14 protein-coding genes are annotated in these 16939 nt (G+C 69.9%); 6 read left to right on the forward strand and 8 right to left on the reverse strand.

Annotated elements, in window-relative coordinates:
• Positions 1–23 precede the first annotated feature (23 nt).
• Positions 24–1823, forward strand: coding sequence for a M24 family metallopeptidase (locus ACFCQI_RS17930; protein WP_395118898.1), 1800 nt, complete (start codon positions 24–26; stop codon positions 1821–1823).
• Positions 1824–1869: 46 nt separating this feature from the next.
• Here the strand turns inward: ACFCQI_RS17930 and lipA are convergent, their stop codons facing one another.
• The 4 genes from lipA to ACFCQI_RS17950 form a co-directional block, all read right to left on the reverse strand.
• Positions 1870–2847: a lipoyl synthase gene (lipA, locus tag ACFCQI_RS17935; protein WP_395118900.1), complete on the reverse strand. Its 978-nt coding sequence runs from the start codon at positions 2845–2847 to the stop codon at positions 1870–1872.
• A 104-nt stretch (positions 2848–2951) separates the two neighbouring features.
• Positions 2952–5708 (reverse strand): putative bifunctional diguanylate cyclase/phosphodiesterase, encoded by a 2757-nt coding sequence (locus ACFCQI_RS17940; protein WP_395118902.1) that lies wholly within the window; start codon positions 5706–5708, stop codon positions 2952–2954.
• A 70-nt stretch (positions 5709–5778) separates the two neighbouring features.
• The gene (locus ACFCQI_RS17945; RefSeq protein WP_395118904.1) at positions 5779–6555 is read right to left on the reverse strand and encodes a TenA family transcriptional regulator; all 777 of its coding nucleotides are present in this window, start codon (positions 6553–6555) and stop codon (positions 5779–5781) included.
• Between the two features lie 267 nt (positions 6556–6822).
• Positions 6823–9561 carry a winged helix-turn-helix domain-containing protein gene (locus ACFCQI_RS17950; RefSeq protein WP_395118906.1) on the reverse strand — a complete coding sequence of 913 codons (2739 nt, stop codon included), beginning with the start codon at positions 9559–9561 and terminating at the stop codon, positions 6823–6825.
• 161 nt (positions 9562–9722) lie between these two features.
• Here ACFCQI_RS17950 and ACFCQI_RS17955 point away from each other — a divergent pair, with 161 nt between their 5' ends.
• From ACFCQI_RS17955 to ACFCQI_RS17975, 5 genes are read left to right on the forward strand one after another with little or no spacing between them, the layout of a single operon-like run.
• The gene (locus ACFCQI_RS17955) at positions 9723–9974 is read left to right on the forward strand and encodes a hypothetical protein (RefSeq protein ID WP_395118908.1); all 252 of its coding nucleotides are present in this window, start codon (positions 9723–9725) and stop codon (positions 9972–9974) included.
• A gap of 46 nt (positions 9975–10020) precedes the next feature.
• A complete protein-coding gene (locus ACFCQI_RS17960; protein ID WP_395118910.1) occupies positions 10021–11073 on the forward strand; it encodes a hypothetical protein in 1053 nt (350 codons plus the stop codon).
• Between the two features lie 57 nt (positions 11074–11130).
• Positions 11131–12108 (forward strand): hypothetical protein, encoded by a 978-nt coding sequence (locus tag ACFCQI_RS17965; RefSeq protein ID WP_395118912.1) that lies wholly within the window; start codon positions 11131–11133, stop codon positions 12106–12108.
• A gap of 17 nt (positions 12109–12125) precedes the next feature.
• The gene (locus tag ACFCQI_RS17970; RefSeq protein WP_395118914.1) at positions 12126–12869 is read left to right on the forward strand and encodes a hypothetical protein; all 744 of its coding nucleotides are present in this window, start codon (positions 12126–12128) and stop codon (positions 12867–12869) included.
• A gap of 40 nt (positions 12870–12909) precedes the next feature.
• Positions 12910–13578 carry a hypothetical protein gene (locus tag ACFCQI_RS17975; protein ID WP_395118916.1) on the forward strand — a complete coding sequence of 223 codons (669 nt, stop codon included), beginning with the start codon at positions 12910–12912 and terminating at the stop codon, positions 13576–13578.
• 87 nt (positions 13579–13665) lie between these two features.
• Here the strand turns inward: ACFCQI_RS17975 and ACFCQI_RS17980 are convergent, their stop codons facing one another.
• The 4 genes from ACFCQI_RS17980 to ACFCQI_RS17995 form a co-directional block, all read right to left on the reverse strand.
• Positions 13666–14421, reverse strand: coding sequence for a hypothetical protein (locus ACFCQI_RS17980; RefSeq protein ID WP_395118918.1), 756 nt, complete (start codon positions 14419–14421; stop codon positions 13666–13668).
• A 76-nt stretch (positions 14422–14497) separates the two neighbouring features.
• Complete coding sequence (locus ACFCQI_RS17985; RefSeq protein WP_395118920.1) at positions 14498–14950, reverse strand: hypothetical protein; 453 nt, start codon at positions 14948–14950, stop codon at positions 14498–14500.
• A complete protein-coding gene (locus ACFCQI_RS17990; RefSeq protein WP_395118921.1) occupies positions 14947–15360 on the reverse strand; it encodes a CC0125/CC1285 family lipoprotein in 414 nt (137 codons plus the stop codon). The genes ACFCQI_RS17985 and ACFCQI_RS17990 overlap by 4 nt, the downstream gene beginning before the upstream one ends.
• A gap of 132 nt (positions 15361–15492) precedes the next feature.
• Positions 15493–16926: a PLP-dependent aminotransferase family protein gene (locus ACFCQI_RS17995; protein WP_395118923.1), complete on the reverse strand. Its 1434-nt coding sequence runs from the start codon at positions 16924–16926 to the stop codon at positions 15493–15495.
• Positions 16927–16939: the final 13 nt, after the last annotated feature.

Raw genomic sequence — 16939 nt, forward strand, 5'->3', positions numbered from 1 at the left:
ATGGCGCCTGCTAGCATGACAGGATGAACAATCCCGTCCCCGCCCGTCTCGCCGCCTTGCGCGCGGCCATGAAGCAGCACGGCGTCGCTGCCGTGCTCGTTCCCAGTGCCGATCCGCATCTGTCCGAGTACCTGCCGGCGCACTGGTCGGCGCGGACATGGCTGTCCGGGTTCGACGGATCGGCCGGCACGCTCATTGTCGGTCGCGAGCAGGCCGGGCTGTGGACCGACTCGCGCTATTTCGCGCAGGCCGAGCAGCAGCTGGCCGGCAGCGGCGTCGCGCTGATGAAGCTGCGCGTGCCGCACACGCCCGAGCATCTGGAATGGCTGCAGCAGCAACTGCACGACGGCGACGTGCTGGCAGTGGCCGGGGACAGCGTGGCTGTCGCCACCCGGCACCAGATCGAACACCGGCTGGCGGAGACCGGCGCCACCGTGCGCACCGACCTGGACCTGCCGGGCGAGATCTGGACGGATCGCCCCGCCCTGCCGGCGTCGCCGGTGGTCGAGCACGCGCTGGCCTGGGCCTGCATCCCCCGCGCGGAAAAGTTCGCGCGCCTGCGCAAGGCGATGCGCAAGCTCGGCGCCAGCCATCACCTGGTGTCAAGCCTCGACGACATCGCCTGGCTGACCAACCTGCGCGGCAGCGATGTCGAGTGCAACCCGGTGTTCCTCGCCCACCTGCTGGTACAGGCCAACGCCGGCGCCACCTTGTTCGTCGGCCGCGCCAAACTCGATGATGCGCTGGTCGCGGCACTGGCCGCCGACGGCATCGGCATCGCCGATTACGCTTCGATCACCTCGGCGTTGCCGGAGCTGGGCGCGGACGACCGCCTGCTGCTGGACAGCGGCCGCGTGGTCAGCTCGATCGCCGCGGCAATCGCGCCGGAGGTCACACGCATCGAGGCGCCCAACCCCAGCACGGCGTTCAAGGCGGTCAAGAGCGCCGCCGAACTCGACCATGTCCGCGACGTGATGCGCCGCGACGGCGCGGCGCTGGTGCGCGGTTTCCGCCGGCTGGAACAGCGGCTCGCCGCCGGCATGACGCTGACCGAGCTGGACGTGGACACGCTGCTGCACGAGGAACGCTCGGCCCAACCCGGCTGGGTCGGCGAGAGCTTCGCCACCATCGCCGGCTACCAGGCCAACGGCGCATTGCCGCACTACCGCGCCACGCCGCAGTCGCACAGCACACTGCAGGCAAAAGGCCTGCTGCTGATCGACTCGGGCGGACAGTACCTCGGCGGCACCACCGACATCACCCGCGTGCTCGCCCTGGGCGAGACCACCGCCGAGCAACGCCGCGATGCCACGCTGGTGCTGAAGGGCATGATCGGGCTGTCGCGCGCGCGTTTTCCCAAGGGCGCCAGCGGCCCGCAACTGGATGCGCTGGCGCGTGCGCCGCTGTGGGCGGCGGGCATGGATTACGGCCACGGCACCGGCCATGGCGTGGGTTATTTCCTCAACGTGCACGAAGGCCCGCACGGCATCCGCGCACCGGTGCCCGGCGGCGCGCTGGTGCCGCTGGAGCCGGGCATGATCAGCTCGATCGAGCCGGGCCTGTACAAGCCCGGCCGGCACGGCATCCGCCACGAAAACCTGGCCGTGGTGGTCGAGGCCGACCGCACCGAGTTCGGCGAATTCCTAGCCTTCGAGACACTCACGATGTGCCCGTTCGATCGCCGCGCGCTCGAACCGAACCTGCTCAACCCGGAAGAGCGCGCGTGGCTGGACGACTACCACGCCAACGTGCGCGCCGCGCTCAGCCCGCTGCTGGCCGACGCCGATCTGGAGTGGCTGAACCGCCACTGCGCGCCGCTGTAGGCCGCGCCCTGCGGCAGGCTCCATGGACCTGCCGTCGCGCCGCGGGTCACAGCCCCAGGTTGTTGTGCTCCAGCACGCGTTCGGCGCGATAACTCGAACGCACCAACGGCCCGGCGACCGCTTCCACGAAACCCTTGCCCAGCGCCAGTTCGCGATAGGCACGGAATTCGTCCGGGGTGACGAAGCGCTCCACCGGCAGGTGGTGCGGGCTGGGCCGCATGTACTGGCCCAGGGTGACCACGTCCACGCGGGCGGCGCGCATGTCGTCCAGCGCCTGCTCGATCTCGGCGTCGGTTTCGCCCAGACCCAGCATCAGGCTGGTCTTGGTGAGCGTCCTGGGCGCGTGGCGCTTGGCGAACGCCAGCACGTCCAGGGTCTGCTCGTAGCCGGCGCGCGGGTCGCGCACCGGATGGGTGAGGCGACGCACGGTTTCCAGGTTTTGCGCATAGGTGGCCAGGCCGGCGTCGAGCACGGTGGCGACGCTGGCATGGTTGCCGGCGAAATCGGGCGTAAGCGCCTCCACCGCGGTGTCGGGCGAACGCAGGTGGATGGCCTTCACGCAGGCGGCGTAGTGGGCGGCGCCGCCGTCCGCCAAGTCGTCGCGATCCACCGAGGTGAGCACCACGTACTTCAGCCCCATCAGCGCCACCGCGTCGGCCACCTTGGCCGGCTCCAGCGGGTCGAGCCAGCCGTTCGGGTTGCCGGTGGACACCGAGCAGAACTTGCACGCGCGCGTGCACACCGAGCCCATCAGCATCAGCGTGGCAGTGCCGCGGCCCCAACACTCGGCGATGTTGGGGCACTTGGATTCGGCGCACACGGTGTTGAGCTGGTGCGTGCGCACGATATCGGCCACTTCCTCGTAATGCGCGCCGCTGGGCAGCTTCACGCGCAGCCATGGCGGCTTGCGGCTGACGTCGGGCTCATGGCTGTGTGCGTTGGGCTTCTGGCCGCCCTTTACCGCACGCGTGCCCTGCGGACTGGTGAACTTGCTGCCGTCCGGGATGGAAGGGTTGCTGGACATGGGGATGCGGGCTGGCTGGACTGCCGCCAGTGTCGCGCGCCACGCCTGCGCCTGCCCTGATGCACGTCAAAGCAGCCGGGTCGATGCCACGCGCCGCATGCCGATCAACCGCGCCGTGGCGGCACCAATCGCAGACGGGGGGAGCCGCTCTGCTGGTTGGGGCTGAGCAGTGCCTGGATCTCGTCGGGCTGCAACGGATACGAGTAGAGGTAGCCCTGCCCCTCGACGCAACCGGCGCGCAGCAGGAACTCGTGCTGCGCCTCGGTCTCGATGCCTTCGGCGATGGTGACCAGGCCCAGACTGCGCGACATCGCCAGCATCGCCTCGGTAATCGCCGCGTCGTTGGCGTCGCCGGGCAGGCCGGTGACGAAAGAGCGGTCGATCTTCAGGTAAGTGACGGCCGGCAGCTTGAGGTATGCCATCGAGGAGTAGCCGGTGCCGAAATCGTCGATGGCCACGTCGATGTTCAGCATGTCCAGCGTCTGCATGGTGCGCTGGGTGTCGTCGCCCAGCCGCAGCATCGCGCTCTCGGTGATCTCCAGCAGCAGGCGGTGCGGCGACACGCGGCGCGACTGCAAGGTGCGGCTGACCCCGTCGACGAAGGACGGATGGCCGAACCAGCGCGCGGAGATGTTCACCGCCACGCGGATCGGCGGCACGCCGGCCAAGTCCCAGGCCTGGATCTGGGCGCAGGTGGCCTGCAGCACCCATTCGTCGATGCGCCGGATCAGGCCCAGACTCTCCGCCACCGGGATGAACTCGCCGGGCAGTACCTCGCCGCGCTCCGGATGCTGCCAGCGCAGCAGCGCCTCCACCGCAACGATGCGCCCGCTGCCCAGCTCGATGCTGGGCTGGAACACCAGGCGGAACTCGCCCCGGCTCAGTGCCTGGCGCAGTTCGGTCGCCAGCTGCAGGCGGCGCCGGTTGTCGGCATGCATCATCGGCGTGTAGAAGCGGAACGCGTTGCGCTCCTCGGTCTTGGCCGCATACATCGCCGCGTCGGCGTTGGCGATGAGGGTGGCCGCGTCGTTGCCGTCCAGCGGGTAGCCGGCCACGCCGATGCTGGCGGTGAGCACGACCTCGTAATCGTCCAGCACCAGCGGCTCGGACAGCGTCGCCAGCAACCGGTTGACGATCGCCCGCGCATCCTCGCGCAGGCTCAGTCGCGGCAGCAGCACGGTGAACTCGTCGCCGCCGATGCGCCCGGCCACGTCGCCGTCGGAGAGCTGCCGGCTGATGCGCTCGCCCACTTTCACCAGCAAGCGGTCGCCGATCGCGTGACTGTAACTGTCATTGACGATCTTGAATGCATCCAGGTCGATGAACAGCACCACCGCCGCCAGCCGCTCGCGCTCGGCCTGGGCGATCGCCTCGCTGCAGTAGCGTTCGAACTCGGCGCGATTGACCAGGCCGGTGAGCGGATCGTGCCGGGCCAGGTGTTCCAGCCGGCGCTGGTTGGCCTTGGCCTCGTGGATGTCGGTGCACACCGCCACGTAATACGTCACGTGGCCGTCGCCATTGCGGATCGCGCTGAGGCTCAAGTGTTCCGGATAGGTCGTGCCGTCGGCGCGGGTGCTCAGCACCTCGCCGATCCAGTTGCCGCCGGCGGCCACCTCGTCCCAGATGGCTTTCGGCAGCGCACGTCCGTCCGGCAGGCGGCGCGTGTCGCCCAGCCGCCGGCCCTGCAGCGCCAGGCTGCTGAAGCCGGTCAGCTCGGTGTGCGCCGCATTGGTCGAGGTGATCCGCTGCTGCGCATCGGCGATGACCACGCCCTCGGCGATGCTGGCCAGCGCCTCGGCCGCCACCCGGCGCTCCTGTTCCATCGCCACCCGCTCGGAGATGTCGCGGATGATCGCCTGGCACACCGGCAACTCACCCCAGCGGGCAACGCTGGTCTGGGTCTCCACCGGGCGGGAGCTGCCGTCGGCGGCCAGCAGCGCGTTGGTGGCGGCACGCCCCGCCTGCTGGCCGGCCAGCGGCTGCAGGAACAGGTGCACGTAGCGGTCGCCGATCAGCTCCTTCGCACTGCGCCCGGTCCAGGCCGCCGCCGTGCGGTTCACGTCGAGAATGCGTCCGCTGCCTTCGTCGATCATCACGATCGCGTCGGCGGCGCTGTCGAACAGCAGCCGGTAGCGCTCTTCGCTGCCGCGGATGCTCTCCAGGATGCGCCGGGCCATGCCCAGCCACAGCAGCACGGCGACCAGGGTGACCGCGACCACGCCACCGAAGAGCAGCTTGCCGACCCACGAGGCGCCGCGCGCCACCTCGACCGAGAAGACATTGGTGCGCGGCTCGATGAAGCGGTTCAATTCGTGGATGCGACTGCGTTGGCGAAGCTGCTCGGCCGGCGGCAGGCCACCGGCCGCGTAGGCGCGTTGCAACTCGCCGGCAATCTCGTCCAGCTCGGTAATGGCGTCGTCGACCGAGTACCAGGCGCGAAGCGCCTCGCTGATGTGCGGCGCCGACGAAAAATGCTGGAGGATGAAGATCATCCCGGGGATGGCATCGGGGATCACGCTGCCCCGGGCGAACGCCTGGGCGACCTTGTCGTGGTCGAACTGGCCCGAGGCGATCGCATCGCGGGCCCAGCGATCGGAGAGCACTACCGCGTAGTGGCGCCTGAAGCCGGCCAGGTCCGCGGCGTCGCCGCTGATCGCATAGGCTTCCAGGTCGATCACCGACTGCTTCTGCGCCTTGGACCACAGACTCTCGCCGTTGAGGAAACCGGCGAGAGTGATCTGGATCTGCAACGCGCCCCAGGTCAAGGCCAGCATCAGCCCCACCATCGCGATCAGCGCATACGCCAGCGGCATCAGTCGCCGCGACAATGGCTTTTGCAAGGTGGCTCGGGAAGTGCGCATCATGCCCCTTCTACCATGACTGGTGCCTTGTGACCCACTGCGTGCTCCTTGGTTGCTGCAGTTCTGTACGTCAGGCGGCGGCTTCCCTCAGGGCCTCCAACTCGTAACGCGTGCCGATGCAATGATCCATGCTGATGCGCATGCTTACATAGCTGCGCTTGATGCAACTGGCAATATGTTCCACGTCGTGCGCGGCCGGGGTCGTCCCCATCAACGTGCAGACGATCTCCAGCGCCTCCCACGGATGGGTATCGTCATAAGCGGCATGAAGTTGAAGCCAGCGCAAACTGCCGGCACGTTCCTTCGGCGCGAAGCTCTCGGCATAGGCCTTGCTTTCGTATACGCGCTGCGACCACTCGCCAGTGGCCCCCTCGACGGCGTAGTTGGTGGCTGCGATGCTCGCCGCCAGCGAACCGCTGGCGCAAATCTCCTCGCACCAGTCCGCCAGGGTACCGGTGCCGTGCGGCGCCCGGCCGTTCAGCACGTCCTCGCGCTCAACGCCCGCGCCTTCGGCCCAGTTGAGCCAGTATTCGGCATGGTTCTGCTCCACGCGGATGTTGCGCACCAGCCAGCGCCGGGCCAGGTTGTCGCCGGGGCTGCGGCCGAAGCGGGTCTTGAGCAGGCTCAGCGCCATGTACGCCGGGAAACGCTCGATCACCGGCCAGATCCCGACCATGAAGTGACGCGTCGCCGTGTGGCTGAGCGAAGCCTCCCTCATCAGGTCCCACATCTCGTGCCGCACGACGCCTTGCTTGGCGGCTTCGCAATCGGCCACCATGTCCTGCGCCCATTGGGGGTAGCTGGTCAGTTCGGTGAGCGGGCCGGTACGTTCAAAACGGGTGTTCATCTTCCATCTCCTTACAGGTGGATGTTGCGGTGGTTCGCCTTGCCTGACCGCGCGCTGGACTGCTGCCGGTCCTGATCGGACGCCGCCGGAGGCGGCGCCACGGAAAAATGCCGCATCGGCTGCAATGGCGACGCACGAGCAGCGTGCCGCAGTGCAGGGGTTGCTGTCTGGATACCATGTCGCACTCCGCCCATTCACGCCAGCCGGCGGTCCGGACATCCGGATGCCTGGTTGGTTTTCGCGGGTTCGCGAGGGGGCGCTCGGCAATCACTGCGCGGCCACCGCGCTCTCGGGCAGGTCCTTGCGATAGCGGGCGATTTCATCCTCCGGTACGCCAGCGGCGCTCATGTTGCGCAATGCCTGCTGCATCCGTGCTGTCCCTTCGGCGCGCCTTCCCATGCGCAGCAGGATCTGCGCGTGCAGCGCGCCAAGCACGGAGGCGCGGCCCGGATCGGCAGTGCTGGCCTGGTAGGCCGCCGGATCGACATGCTCGATCAGGGCCAGCGCTTCGGCCTGGCGACCCAACTGGCTGAGCACGTCGGCGCGCGCGACGCGCGCCGCCTGCACCGCGGGACTACGTTCGCCGGACACCGCCACCAGGCCATCCTCGGCCGCGCGCAGATCGGCCAGCGCGGCGGGCAGGTCACCGGCCTCCTGCTCCTGCGAGCCAAGGTTGAGCTGCTCGACCAGGGTGTACTGGTGGCGAGGACCCCAGCGTGCCAGCGCGCGCCGGTAGACGTCGCGCTGCACCACCAGCGCCCTGGCCTCGTCGCCGCTCAGCGAATACAGGTAGCCCAGCGAACTCAGCGCCGTGATCGTGCCCTGCCCGCTGGGCCCTTGCGTCGCCTCGTAGTCCGCCAGCGCCTGCTGCGTGGCCACGATGGCCGCGGCATGGTGACCCTGCGCGCGCAGCGCGTCGCCCAGCCGCGAGTGCGCCAGCGCCAGCACCGCCCGGCCCACGCGCTGCTCGGTGTAGGCCGGCCCGCCCAGCACTTCGCGGGCGATCCGTTCGGCCTCGCCGGCCCGGTCCAGGCGCAGCTGGCAGCCGGCGATGCCCAGCAGCAGGTGGGCGGACATCAGCGCATCATCCGGATGCAGGATCTTCTGCGTGGTCAGCGCGGCACGGTAGTTGTCCAGCGCCACCTGCACTTGCAACTGCTGGTAGGCCAGGTCGCCGCGCGCCATGTGCGAGCGCAGGCTCACCTCTGACACTGCCTGGCGGGTCACGCCGGCGGCCGCATCGGCCTCGTCAAGGCGCGCCGTGGCCTGCTTGAACTGCGACATGTGCGCCTGCATCACCACCAGTTCGTACTCGGCCAGCAGGCTGCGTTCGTCCGCGCGGCCGAGCTTCTGGCGCAGCAAACCGGCTGCGGCCAGCAGGTGGGCCAGCGCCTTGCGGTAATCACCGGTGCTGCGATACGCGCGGCCCAGGGTCTGGTGCAGGCCGGCCGCCAACAGCGGTGCCTTGCCGAAGCGCTGGTCCACGCGCGTGGCCGCGGCATCGAGGATGTCGCCGAGGCGGGGGTTCTTCTCGTACCACGCCGGCGAGTCACCGCCGATGCCTGCACCCAGCAGGTCCTGGTTGAGGAATTGATTGGTCGCGGTAGCCAATGCGGCCTGCCGCTGCGCTTCGTCGCGGGCCACGCGGGCACGCTGGAACTGCCACAAGCTGGTAGCCAGGCCGACCAGCAGCAGCAGCACGGCGGCGACGATCCACGGCCGTCGTGCACGGCTGCGCTGCAGGCGCTGCTCGGCGCGATGCGCACGCGCCTCGGCCTCGCGCAGCCGGCTGCGTTCGACCTGGCGCGCCTCGCGCCGGCGCAATCGCGCGCACAGCTCGGCCACGCTGCGCAGCCGGCGCGCGGGCGCGCCGGCGGTCGCCGCGGCGATGTCCTCGCACAGCAACTCGTCGTCGACGTCGGCCTCCCATCCGGGTGCCAGCGGCCGGCGCAGGTCGCCCACTACCAGTTGGTACAGCATCAGGCCAAGCGCATAGACGTCGCTCTGCACCGTCGGCGGCTGGCCCGCCAGCAGCTCCGGCGCCAGGTACAGCGGGGTGGCGCTCGAGTCGCCGGCCGCCTGAGTCAGGGTCAGGCCCAGCGCGGTGATGCCCAGTTCCTGCAGGCGTTCGGGCTCGAGCAGCCGACTGGCGCCGAAATCCGCCAACCGCGGCTGCCAGCCGTCGCCGGCCGGCCGCATCAGCACGTTGGCCGGCTTGATGTCCTTGTGCAGCACGCCGACTTCGTGAGCGGCGACGATGGCATCGGCGATCTGCAGGAACAGCTGCAACCGCTGCGGCAAGTCCAGCGCGGCCAGGCCGGGCGAGCCGGCGGCCCATTGCGCCAGGTCCTCGCCGCCGTACTCGCATTCCAGATAGAACGGCGCGGTGGCGAAGTTCCAGTCGATCACGCGCACGAAGTCGACGCGCTCGCCCAGGCTCTCGCGCAACAGCCGGTGGATCGTGGCCTCGCGCTTGAGCGCCGCCAGGCGCTCACCGTCGGCACTGAACTTGTACACGCGCAATTCGCCGGTCTTGTCGTGGCGGGCCAGCCAGACCTCGTTGCCGTGCGCCGGCCCGAGCTGCTTGCGCAGGCGGAAGTGTTCGCGCCCGGGCACGCTCTGCCCTGCAGCCAACGACAGCAGACTGTGCAGACGCCGGCCGGAAACGGTCCGCTCCACCGGCCCGTGCAGGCGATAACCGACCCGCGGCAGGTTGACGATGCGCCCATGCCCACCGGCGCCGAACGCCTTGCGCAGCTTGGCGACCGCGTTGGCCAGCACGTTGTCCACGGTAGGCCGCGCGCCCCATACCGTCGCGAACAACTCCTCGCGCGGCACCACCTCGTCGGCGCGACGCAGCAGGCAAGCGAGCACCTGCTGCGGGCGTTGCTCCAGTTCCACCGGCTGGCCGTCGACGCGCAACTCGCCGCGCGCCTCGTCGAATTCGACGTTGCCGAAGGTGTACCGATAAAGCGGTTGTTCGTCGCCCTGTTCGACCGGCTGCATAGGCCCCCCACGGGAACTATGCCGCAGATGGCAGTGCGGCGCGAGCCGCGCCCCGCAACGATCGCCACCGCCGTTAGTGATCGGTTAGGCCGCCGTGACGACTTGGCGGCCGCCGGCGTGCGCCAATCGCTCCGTCCACTGCCACTGCCGCGAAGCCCGCCATGCGATCCCTGCCGCATCCGTCCGCCGCGTCGCTGTTGCTGATCCTGGCCTGCGCCGCGGGATGCGACCACCGGACCAGTTGGGTCGATGTCGACGCCAGCGGCTGCAACGACGCGCGGATCAGCGCGATGAACCGCGACCGCGAGCTGGTGCACCAGATGGGTGCCGTGTGCGCGGTCAACGGCAAGGCGGCCACCGCCGACCGGCTGCGTTGCCACGGCAACACCCTGCAGGTGGCCTGCCGCGAATGACCGCTGTCGTACCCGTTGAACGTCCATCCGCCACGAGGTGATCCCGATGTCCACGCCAACCACTGCAAGCGCTGCCGGACCCGGCAGTTTCCTGTCCGCACTGGAAACCTTGCGCAGCCCGGCCAACCTCGCCCTGGTCGCGCTGGCGGCGATCCTGGCGCTGGCGCTCACGGCGCTGGCCACGGCCGGCTTCGCCGCCGGCAGCATTGGCTCGACCTTCGGCCTGCTGCTGATGGTGCTCGCCTGGCTGGTGGGCGAAGCCGGCTACTGCGCCGTGACGCTGCGGCAGTTGCAGACGGGTCGTGGGCAGCGGCCGGCCGGCATCGCTGTCGCGGCGATCAGCGGCTTCTTCGCCGCGATCAAGGTGCTGCTGGCGATGCTGCTGCTGTGCATCGCGATGCTGTTGCTGCTGCTGGCAGCCGGCGCGCTGTTCCTGGTCACCCAGATCCCCGGCATCGGGCCGCCGCTCAACTACGTGGTGTTTCCGGTCGTGGCCCTGGTGGTGGGCGTGACGCTGTACGCACTGCTGTTCATCGCCGTGCCGCTGGCGGCGGTGGCTGCCTGCAAGGGGCGCTCGGTGTTCGGCATCGTCGCCACCACGGTGCTGGTGATCCGCTCGCGGTTGTTCGACACCGCGCTGCGCGGCGTGTTGCTCAACCTGATGGCGGCGTTCGTGATCGTGCTTGCCGTGCTGATCGTCTCGCTCGGCGTGGCCACCTCCGGCGCGCTGCAGCAGATGGTCCACATCGGCCACGCCGGCTACGGCCAGCCGGGCGGCTACGGCAACGCCATGCTCGCCTTGGGCGGGATGGGCGGCGGCCTGCTCGGCGCACTGCCCGGCTTGCGGGCAGCGGGCGCCTCATCGCTGGTGCTGTATTTCCTCGCCTTCAGCCTGGGCCTGGTGGTCTACGCCAGCGGCTGGGTGGTGATCTTCAACGACACCGCGCGCGACCTCGATCCGGCGGCCCTCGAAGCGCAGATGCGCACCCAGGCGGAGCGCGTGCAGCAGAAAGCGCGCGCGGCACAGGCCCGCGCCGCCCAGATGGCCCGCGAGCACGGCAGCAGCGCGGGCAACGACACGCCACCGCCGGATGCGTGAACGCGCCGGCCCGCACGACCCGGGCACTTCCCTATCCCTTCGATGAGGACCAGCACCATGCACACCACACAGCTTGCAGGTCTCCTGCTGATCGCCGGCCTGCTCTGCGCCTGCGGCGCGGACAAGCCCGGCGCGGCCACCGCCGGAAGCGATGGCCGAGCCGCGGCACCGGCGGCGGCGCCGTCCGGCGACGCGTCGGCCGAGGACGTCGCCGCCACCGCGCGAGGCGATGTCGACTGCCCGGTCGATGCCGCGCCGAACGCTCCGGGCACGCCGGTGGACGACATCGTCGGCGTGCGTCCCGGCATGAGCTACGAGCAGGCCGCCAACGCGGTGATGTGCAGCGGCCCCTTGCTGGTGATCAAGCCCGAGAACAGTCGCGGCTTCGAGATCAACACCTTCGGGCAGACCGTCCGCCAGGGCTTCAGTGCGCGCTTCGCCGAGCCGCGGGTGAACAAGAGCGGCCGCCAGATCATGCAGGAGATGGAGCGCGATGCGATGGCGCGGGGCATGAACGCGGTCCGCCAGGACATGCAGCCGGGCCAGTCGAAGTGGTTCGTCGCCACGATGGGCATGCCGGGCCAGGAGAAAGCCATCAGCGTGGCCCGCGAGCAGTGGTTCGAGCAGGATCGCAACCCGACCGTGGACAGCGTCGAGCAGGCCCTGCTGGAGAAATACGGCGCCTCCACCGAGCGCAACGACCAAGGCGACACCCACCAGCTGCGCTGGGCCTACGACCCGCGCGGACGCCTGATCACCGAGACCTCGCCGCTGTTCAACCGGTGTCGCGGCGCCGCCGACCCGGACAGCGGCGTGAGCCTGTCGGCGGATTGCGGCCTGGTGGTGGCTGCCAACGTGGTTCCGCTGCGCGGCAATCCGGCGCTGGCGCAGTACCTGCAGGTCGGCGTGGTCGACCAGGCCGGCGGCTACCAGGCATTGACCGACACCCAGCAGGGGCTGCAGGCGATGGATGCCGAACGCCGCGCGCAACAGGTGCGCGACGCGGGCAAGAACGCCCAGGCGCCCCAACTGTGAGGTACGCAGGCATGCGCATGAATCCGATCCCCCGCACCGGCACGGTTCCGCTCTGCCTTGTGCTGGCAGCGCTGTTGCTGGCCGGTTGCGGCAAATCGCCAGCCGCACCGACCGCCGCCACGGCAGTGGGCGAGCCGGCCGCGGCAACGCCGACGCGACCGGCCGGAGCCGCGGCGCCCGGCGCCGATGCCGGCAGCCTGGCCGGCCGCAGCGGCACGCTGAACAACCCGGACAACGCCACCATGGTGTTCCTCTATTACGACCTGGCCGGCATCGCGCCGCCGGTCGACCAGTGGGTGGAGGCCGATCAACGCGTGCGCTACGCACCCGGTGCCGACAAGGCGGCACGCCGCGCTGCCGTGCGCGCCGAGTTCGAGGCCGGCCTGGCCGCAGTGCGCGGCGTGGGCATGCTGCAATTCACCCTCCAGGCGAACCTGAGCAGCTACGACCCCACCTACGGCGAGTTCACCGTGGGCGCGCTGTCGCCCGGTGCGGTCTACACCTTCAAGGCGCAGGAGCAGACCGTGAATCTCAAGTTCGACAACGCGCTGGCCGCACAGAGCTGGAGCGTGCCGAAAGACCAGGCGCAGGCGATCGTCGACAGGATCGGCAACGACTCGCTGCTGCTCGATGCCACCGTGCACATCCGCAAGGTGTTGCCGGGCCCCGGCGGCGGAACCGTGGTGGCGCACGTCGACTCGTGGAGCCTTCGCGACAGCCGCAGCGGCAGCACCGTGGCGCGTGTCACGACCAGGGACTGACCGTCCGCCCCAACCCTCCACCAGCCCAGGAGCCACCATCATGATCCGAGTCCGTGCCTTCGCCACCCGCCTGCCCGCACTCGCGCTGGCCACGCTGTTTGCCGTGGCCATGCCAGGCGTTCCCGCCCACGCGGCCGACTGTGCCGGCGTGTCCTGCTTCGATGCCGGTCCGTTCGTGGCCGAGGTGACCTCGGTCAGCCCGTCGTGGGACCGTACGCATCGCACCCACTTCCTGCGCCTCAACGTGCGCTTCCGCAACACCGGCAGCGAGCCCGTCTCGCTGGCCTTTCCGTGGCGCGGGGCGGCGACCATGACCGACAACTACGGCAACACCTATTCCATCGACTGGCGTTATCCCGAGCGCATCGTCGGCATCGCCGTGATCAGCCGCAGCGGGGTCAAGGGCAACTTCACCATCGCGCCGGGATCAAGCCGCACGGCCAGCTGGATCTTCAGCCGCAGCGTCGCGTCGACGCCGGTCGGCAACGTGTTCGCCGCCGACTTGCCGGTGGAGGATCTGCAGCCCATCCCCGGCCAGCAGAAGGTGCGCGTGGGCAACCAGTATTCGCTGGACTTCCAGCAACTGCGTGGCGGTTCGCTGGGCCTGCTCGGCGATGGCAACGGCAACGGCAACGGCAACCGCGGCGAGCAGGCCGCCGCGGGCATGGGGCTGCTGCTCGACGCACTGTCGAAAAAGAAGCACCACTAGGGTCGCGGTGAGCGCAACGCCGCCGTCGGAGCCCGCGGACGGGCCCCGACGGACTTGGCGCGGCTGCCGGGATGCGGCCGGCTCCGCTCAGTGGCCCGGCGCCATCGGCGCCAGCACCGCCTCGGTCACGCTGCTGCCGTCGTGGCCGAACACGGAGTGGTTTTCCTCGGTGCGCCGCGACACCGCCAGCAGGCGCGTGCCGACCTGCTGCAACGCGTAGTCGGTGGTGGTGCCGAACTCGATGCTGATGAGCAGCTTGCGCCCCTTGATCGCCAGCACGTTGCGCACCGCCACCGGCACGCCATCGGCGCCCAGCCACACGCTGAGCTGGCCGGCGTACTTCTTGACCGACATCTCCTTGTTCGCTGACGGCGGCATCGGCACGTCGAACACCAGCAGGCGCGCCGGCTTGCCGTTGCGGGTGTCGTCGCGCTGGCTGGCCAGGGTCGCGCCGTCGAGCTGGCGCAGCAGCACCGGCGCGTAATTCACCATCGGCTGCACGTTGACCGGGCTCAATTGGCCGAGCAGGTCCTGCACCGGCGTCGGCGCATCCTTGTTCTTCGCGTTCACCGCCGCCTCGGCCGCGGCACGCTGCAGCAGCTCCGGCGAAAAATGCAACTCCAGGCCATCGGTGCCGCTGCGCACGCCCAGCTGCAGCTGCGCGCGCTCGATCTTGCCGTCTTCCTTCTTCACCGTGCTGCTGACGCGCGCCGTGGCCAGCAGCGGCTGCGCCGGCTGCAGTTTGCCCAAGGTGGCACGCAAGTCGGACACGGCATCGGCCCGGGCCAGTGCCGGCAAGGCCAACGCGGCGAGCAGCGCGGCAAGGATCACGCGTGAGGTCATGGTACGGTTCCGGTCGCCAGGGGCGGCCAGTATCGCCTGCCCGGGCGGCGCGCACACGGTCGGCGCCGGCGGCAGTTCAACCGGCGTGCTTGTGCGGCACCGCGCGCACGGTCGGCTCGAACAGGATGCCCACGCGGCTGGCCGGCGCATCGCGATACAGGCCCAGCACGCAGTGCTCCGCGCGCAACGCAAAGTCCGCGTAATAGACCACGCCCGGATAGGGCACGAAGGTCAGGTCGGGCGAACACGAATACATCCGCTGGTAGCCGCTGGCCACCAGCACCTTGAACAGCATCAGGCGCTCGCCCGTCGGCACCTGCAGCTCGCCGTGGCTGCTCTTGAGGTCGTAGCACCGGCGACCATCGCAGAAACTCAGCGGCATCGCCTGGCTGGCCAGGTTCGGCGACAGCTTGATCGTGGCCAGCGGCTGGCCGGCCGCCGGCTGGTACATCGGCAGCCCCGCGCAGCCGCCAAGAACGGCAGCGGCCACGGCGGTCAGCAGCCGGCGGGTGACGTGATCGGCGCTCATCGGTGGCCTGCCTGTGCATGGACATAAGAGACGTAGCGCTTCTCGATCTCGCCCGCGTCGAGGTCGCCAGCGGAGTAGTCCTGGTCGAACAGCACGAACACCCAGTCGCCCATGTCGCCCGCCACCCAGCCAACGGTGAGGTCCATGGTGGGGCGGTCGCGGATGGCATCCGGCAGCGATTCGTACAGGCGGAAATACCGTTTGTGCCGCTGCAGCGCCAGCTCGGCGCAGCGGTACATCAGATAGGCGTGGGTGGTGTCGCGGTCGATGTAGCCGTTGCCGGAGAAACCCACCTTGAGCAGTTCACCCGGGCCGGGCTGCTCCCAGTAACCGCCGGTGTAACCGCGGATCACCCCCTTGTCGGAGTGATAGCCCGTGGCGCAGCCGCCAAGCAGCACGGCGGCCACCATCGCCCACATCCTTCTTCCCATCCCTTTCCCCCGTTCCCTCGCCAGCCTGTCGCGGCGAAAAGCCGCCTCGATGCGTATCCGCCGACGCGTGCCGCGCGATGATGCACGGCCACCCCGGTGGCCGCAAGCGCTTCAGGCCAGGACGCGGCGCAACTGGGCGAACGCCCTGGTGATGGCGTGCGGATCGATCACGCCGTAGCCGAACGTCACCGCCGGCTCGATCGTGCGCGTCATCGCGTAGCTGGCGGTGGATTCGGCGCCGACCGCGTGGCGCAGGATGATCGGCATGAGCCGGGCCGCCCGCGCGGGGTCGCGGAATCGCGCGGCCAGGTGCAGGCCGGCTTCGGAGGGAATCGGTTGCAACCAGCGGCCGAGCTCACCCTGCAGCGCGTCGAGCAGGGCCGCGCGGCGCTCGGCGTAGATCGGCCGCATGTGGCGCACGTGCCGCGCGAGGTGGCCGTCGCGGATGAAGGCGGCAAGCGCGGCCTGGGTTATGCCGTCGCAATGCGAGTCGACGCAGTGCTTGACGGTGACCAGCCCGCTGCGCGCCCACGCCGGCGCCACCACGAAGCCCTTGCGCAGCGAGGGAAACATGCTCTTGGAGAAAGTGCCGACGTAGAACACCAGGGCGTCGCGGTCCAGCGTCTGCAGCGCATCGAGCGGACGGTCGCCGAAGCGGAACTCGCCGTCGTAGTCGTCCTCCACGATCACCGCATGGCGACGACGCGCGAAGTCGAGCAAGTCGGCACGCCGACGCAGCGACATCGCCACGCCGGTGGGCGACTGGTGCGACGGGGTGACGCTGATGATGCGCACGTCGTCGGGCAGGCGCTCGACGCGCAGGCCCTCGTCGTCCACCGGCAGCGGCACCAGTTGCGCGCCGGCGGCGGCGAACGCGGCGCGCACCGGCGGGTAGCCCGGTTCCTCCACCGCCACCTTCGTCTGCCCCGGCGTGACCAGCAGGCGGGCGATCAGGTCGAACGCCTGCTGCGCGCCGGAGGTGACGATCACATCGTCGGCGCCGCAGGCCACCGCGCGGGTGAACGCGACGTGCTGCGCGATCGCCTCGCGCAAGGCAGGGATCCCTTGCGACGGTGCATAGGCGAATGGTTCGCGCGCGCTCTGGCGCAGCGTCTGCGCCATCAGCCGGCGCCAGACCTCGTGCGGAAAATGGCGGTGGTCGGGAATGCCCAGACGGAAATTTCGCTCGGGCAGGCTGCGCGCCGGCGACGGCTGCAGGAACGGCGTGCGCCATGCCGGCGCGAAACGCGATTCGTCCGCGCCCGTGTGCAGCGGCCTGGATCGCCGCCGAACGAACTCGGCGACCCGCGGCCGGGCGCCCTGACGTGGGGCCAGGTAACCCTCCGCGATCAGCAGGTCGTAGGCGGCGACCACGGTATTTCGCGCCACGCCCAGGGCCTCGGCCACTTTCCGCGTGGCGGGCAACGCGGCGTGTGGTGGCAGGCGGCCGTCCAGGATCGCCGCGCGCAATTGCTGGTGCAGCGCCTGCGTGAGCGTGCCTGAGCCACGCGGCAGCAGCACGGGGAACGGAAAAACTGGTTCCATGGAATCTCTCGGG

Source organism: Rhodanobacter sp. FW102-FHT14D06, assembly GCF_043950705.1.
Taxonomy (GTDB): Bacteria; Pseudomonadota; Gammaproteobacteria; order Xanthomonadales; family Rhodanobacteraceae; genus Rhodanobacter.

Bases quoted from the DNA above. Each gene is read 5' to 3' on its own strand.
- ACFCQI_RS17955 (WP_395118908.1), top strand. From the start codon at position 9,723: ATGCGATCCCTGCCGCATCCGTCCGCCGCGTCGCTGTTGCTGATCCTG.
- ACFCQI_RS17975 (WP_395118916.1), top strand. From the start codon at position 12,910: ATGATCCGAGTCCGTGCCTTCGCCACCCGCCTGCCCGCACTCGCGCTG.
- ACFCQI_RS17930 (WP_395118898.1), top strand. From the start codon at position 24: ATGAACAATCCCGTCCCCGCCCGTCTCGCCGCCTTGCGCGCGGCCATG.
- ACFCQI_RS17950 (WP_395118906.1), bottom strand. From the start codon at position 9,561: ATGCAGCCGGTCGAACAGGGCGACGAACAACCGCTTTATCGGTACACC.
- lipA (WP_395118900.1), bottom strand. From the start codon at position 2,847: ATGTCCAGCAACCCTTCCATCCCGGACGGCAGCAAGTTCACCAGTCCG.
- ACFCQI_RS17970 (WP_395118914.1), top strand. From the start codon at position 12,126: ATGAATCCGATCCCCCGCACCGGCACGGTTCCGCTCTGCCTTGTGCTG.
- ACFCQI_RS17980 (WP_395118918.1), bottom strand. From the start codon at position 14,421: ATGACCTCACGCGTGATCCTTGCCGCGCTGCTCGCCGCGTTGGCCTTG.
- ACFCQI_RS17985 (WP_395118920.1), bottom strand. From the start codon at position 14,950: ATGAGCGCCGATCACGTCACCCGCCGGCTGCTGACCGCCGTGGCCGCT.
- ACFCQI_RS17995 (WP_395118923.1), bottom strand. From the start codon at position 16,926: ATGGAACCAGTTTTTCCGTTCCCCGTGCTGCTGCCGCGTGGCTCAGGC.
- ACFCQI_RS17960 (WP_395118910.1), top strand. From the start codon at position 10,021: ATGTCCACGCCAACCACTGCAAGCGCTGCCGGACCCGGCAGTTTCCTG.
- ACFCQI_RS17945 (WP_395118904.1), bottom strand. From the start codon at position 6,555: ATGAACACCCGTTTTGAACGTACCGGCCCGCTCACCGAACTGACCAGC.
- ACFCQI_RS17965 (WP_395118912.1), top strand. From the start codon at position 11,131: ATGCACACCACACAGCTTGCAGGTCTCCTGCTGATCGCCGGCCTGCTC.
- ACFCQI_RS17990 (WP_395118921.1), bottom strand. From the start codon at position 15,360: ATGGTGGCCGCCGTGCTGCTTGGCGGCTGCGCCACGGGCTATCACTCC.
- ACFCQI_RS17940 (WP_395118902.1), bottom strand. From the start codon at position 5,708: ATGCGCACTTCCCGAGCCACCTTGCAAAAGCCATTGTCGCGGCGACTG.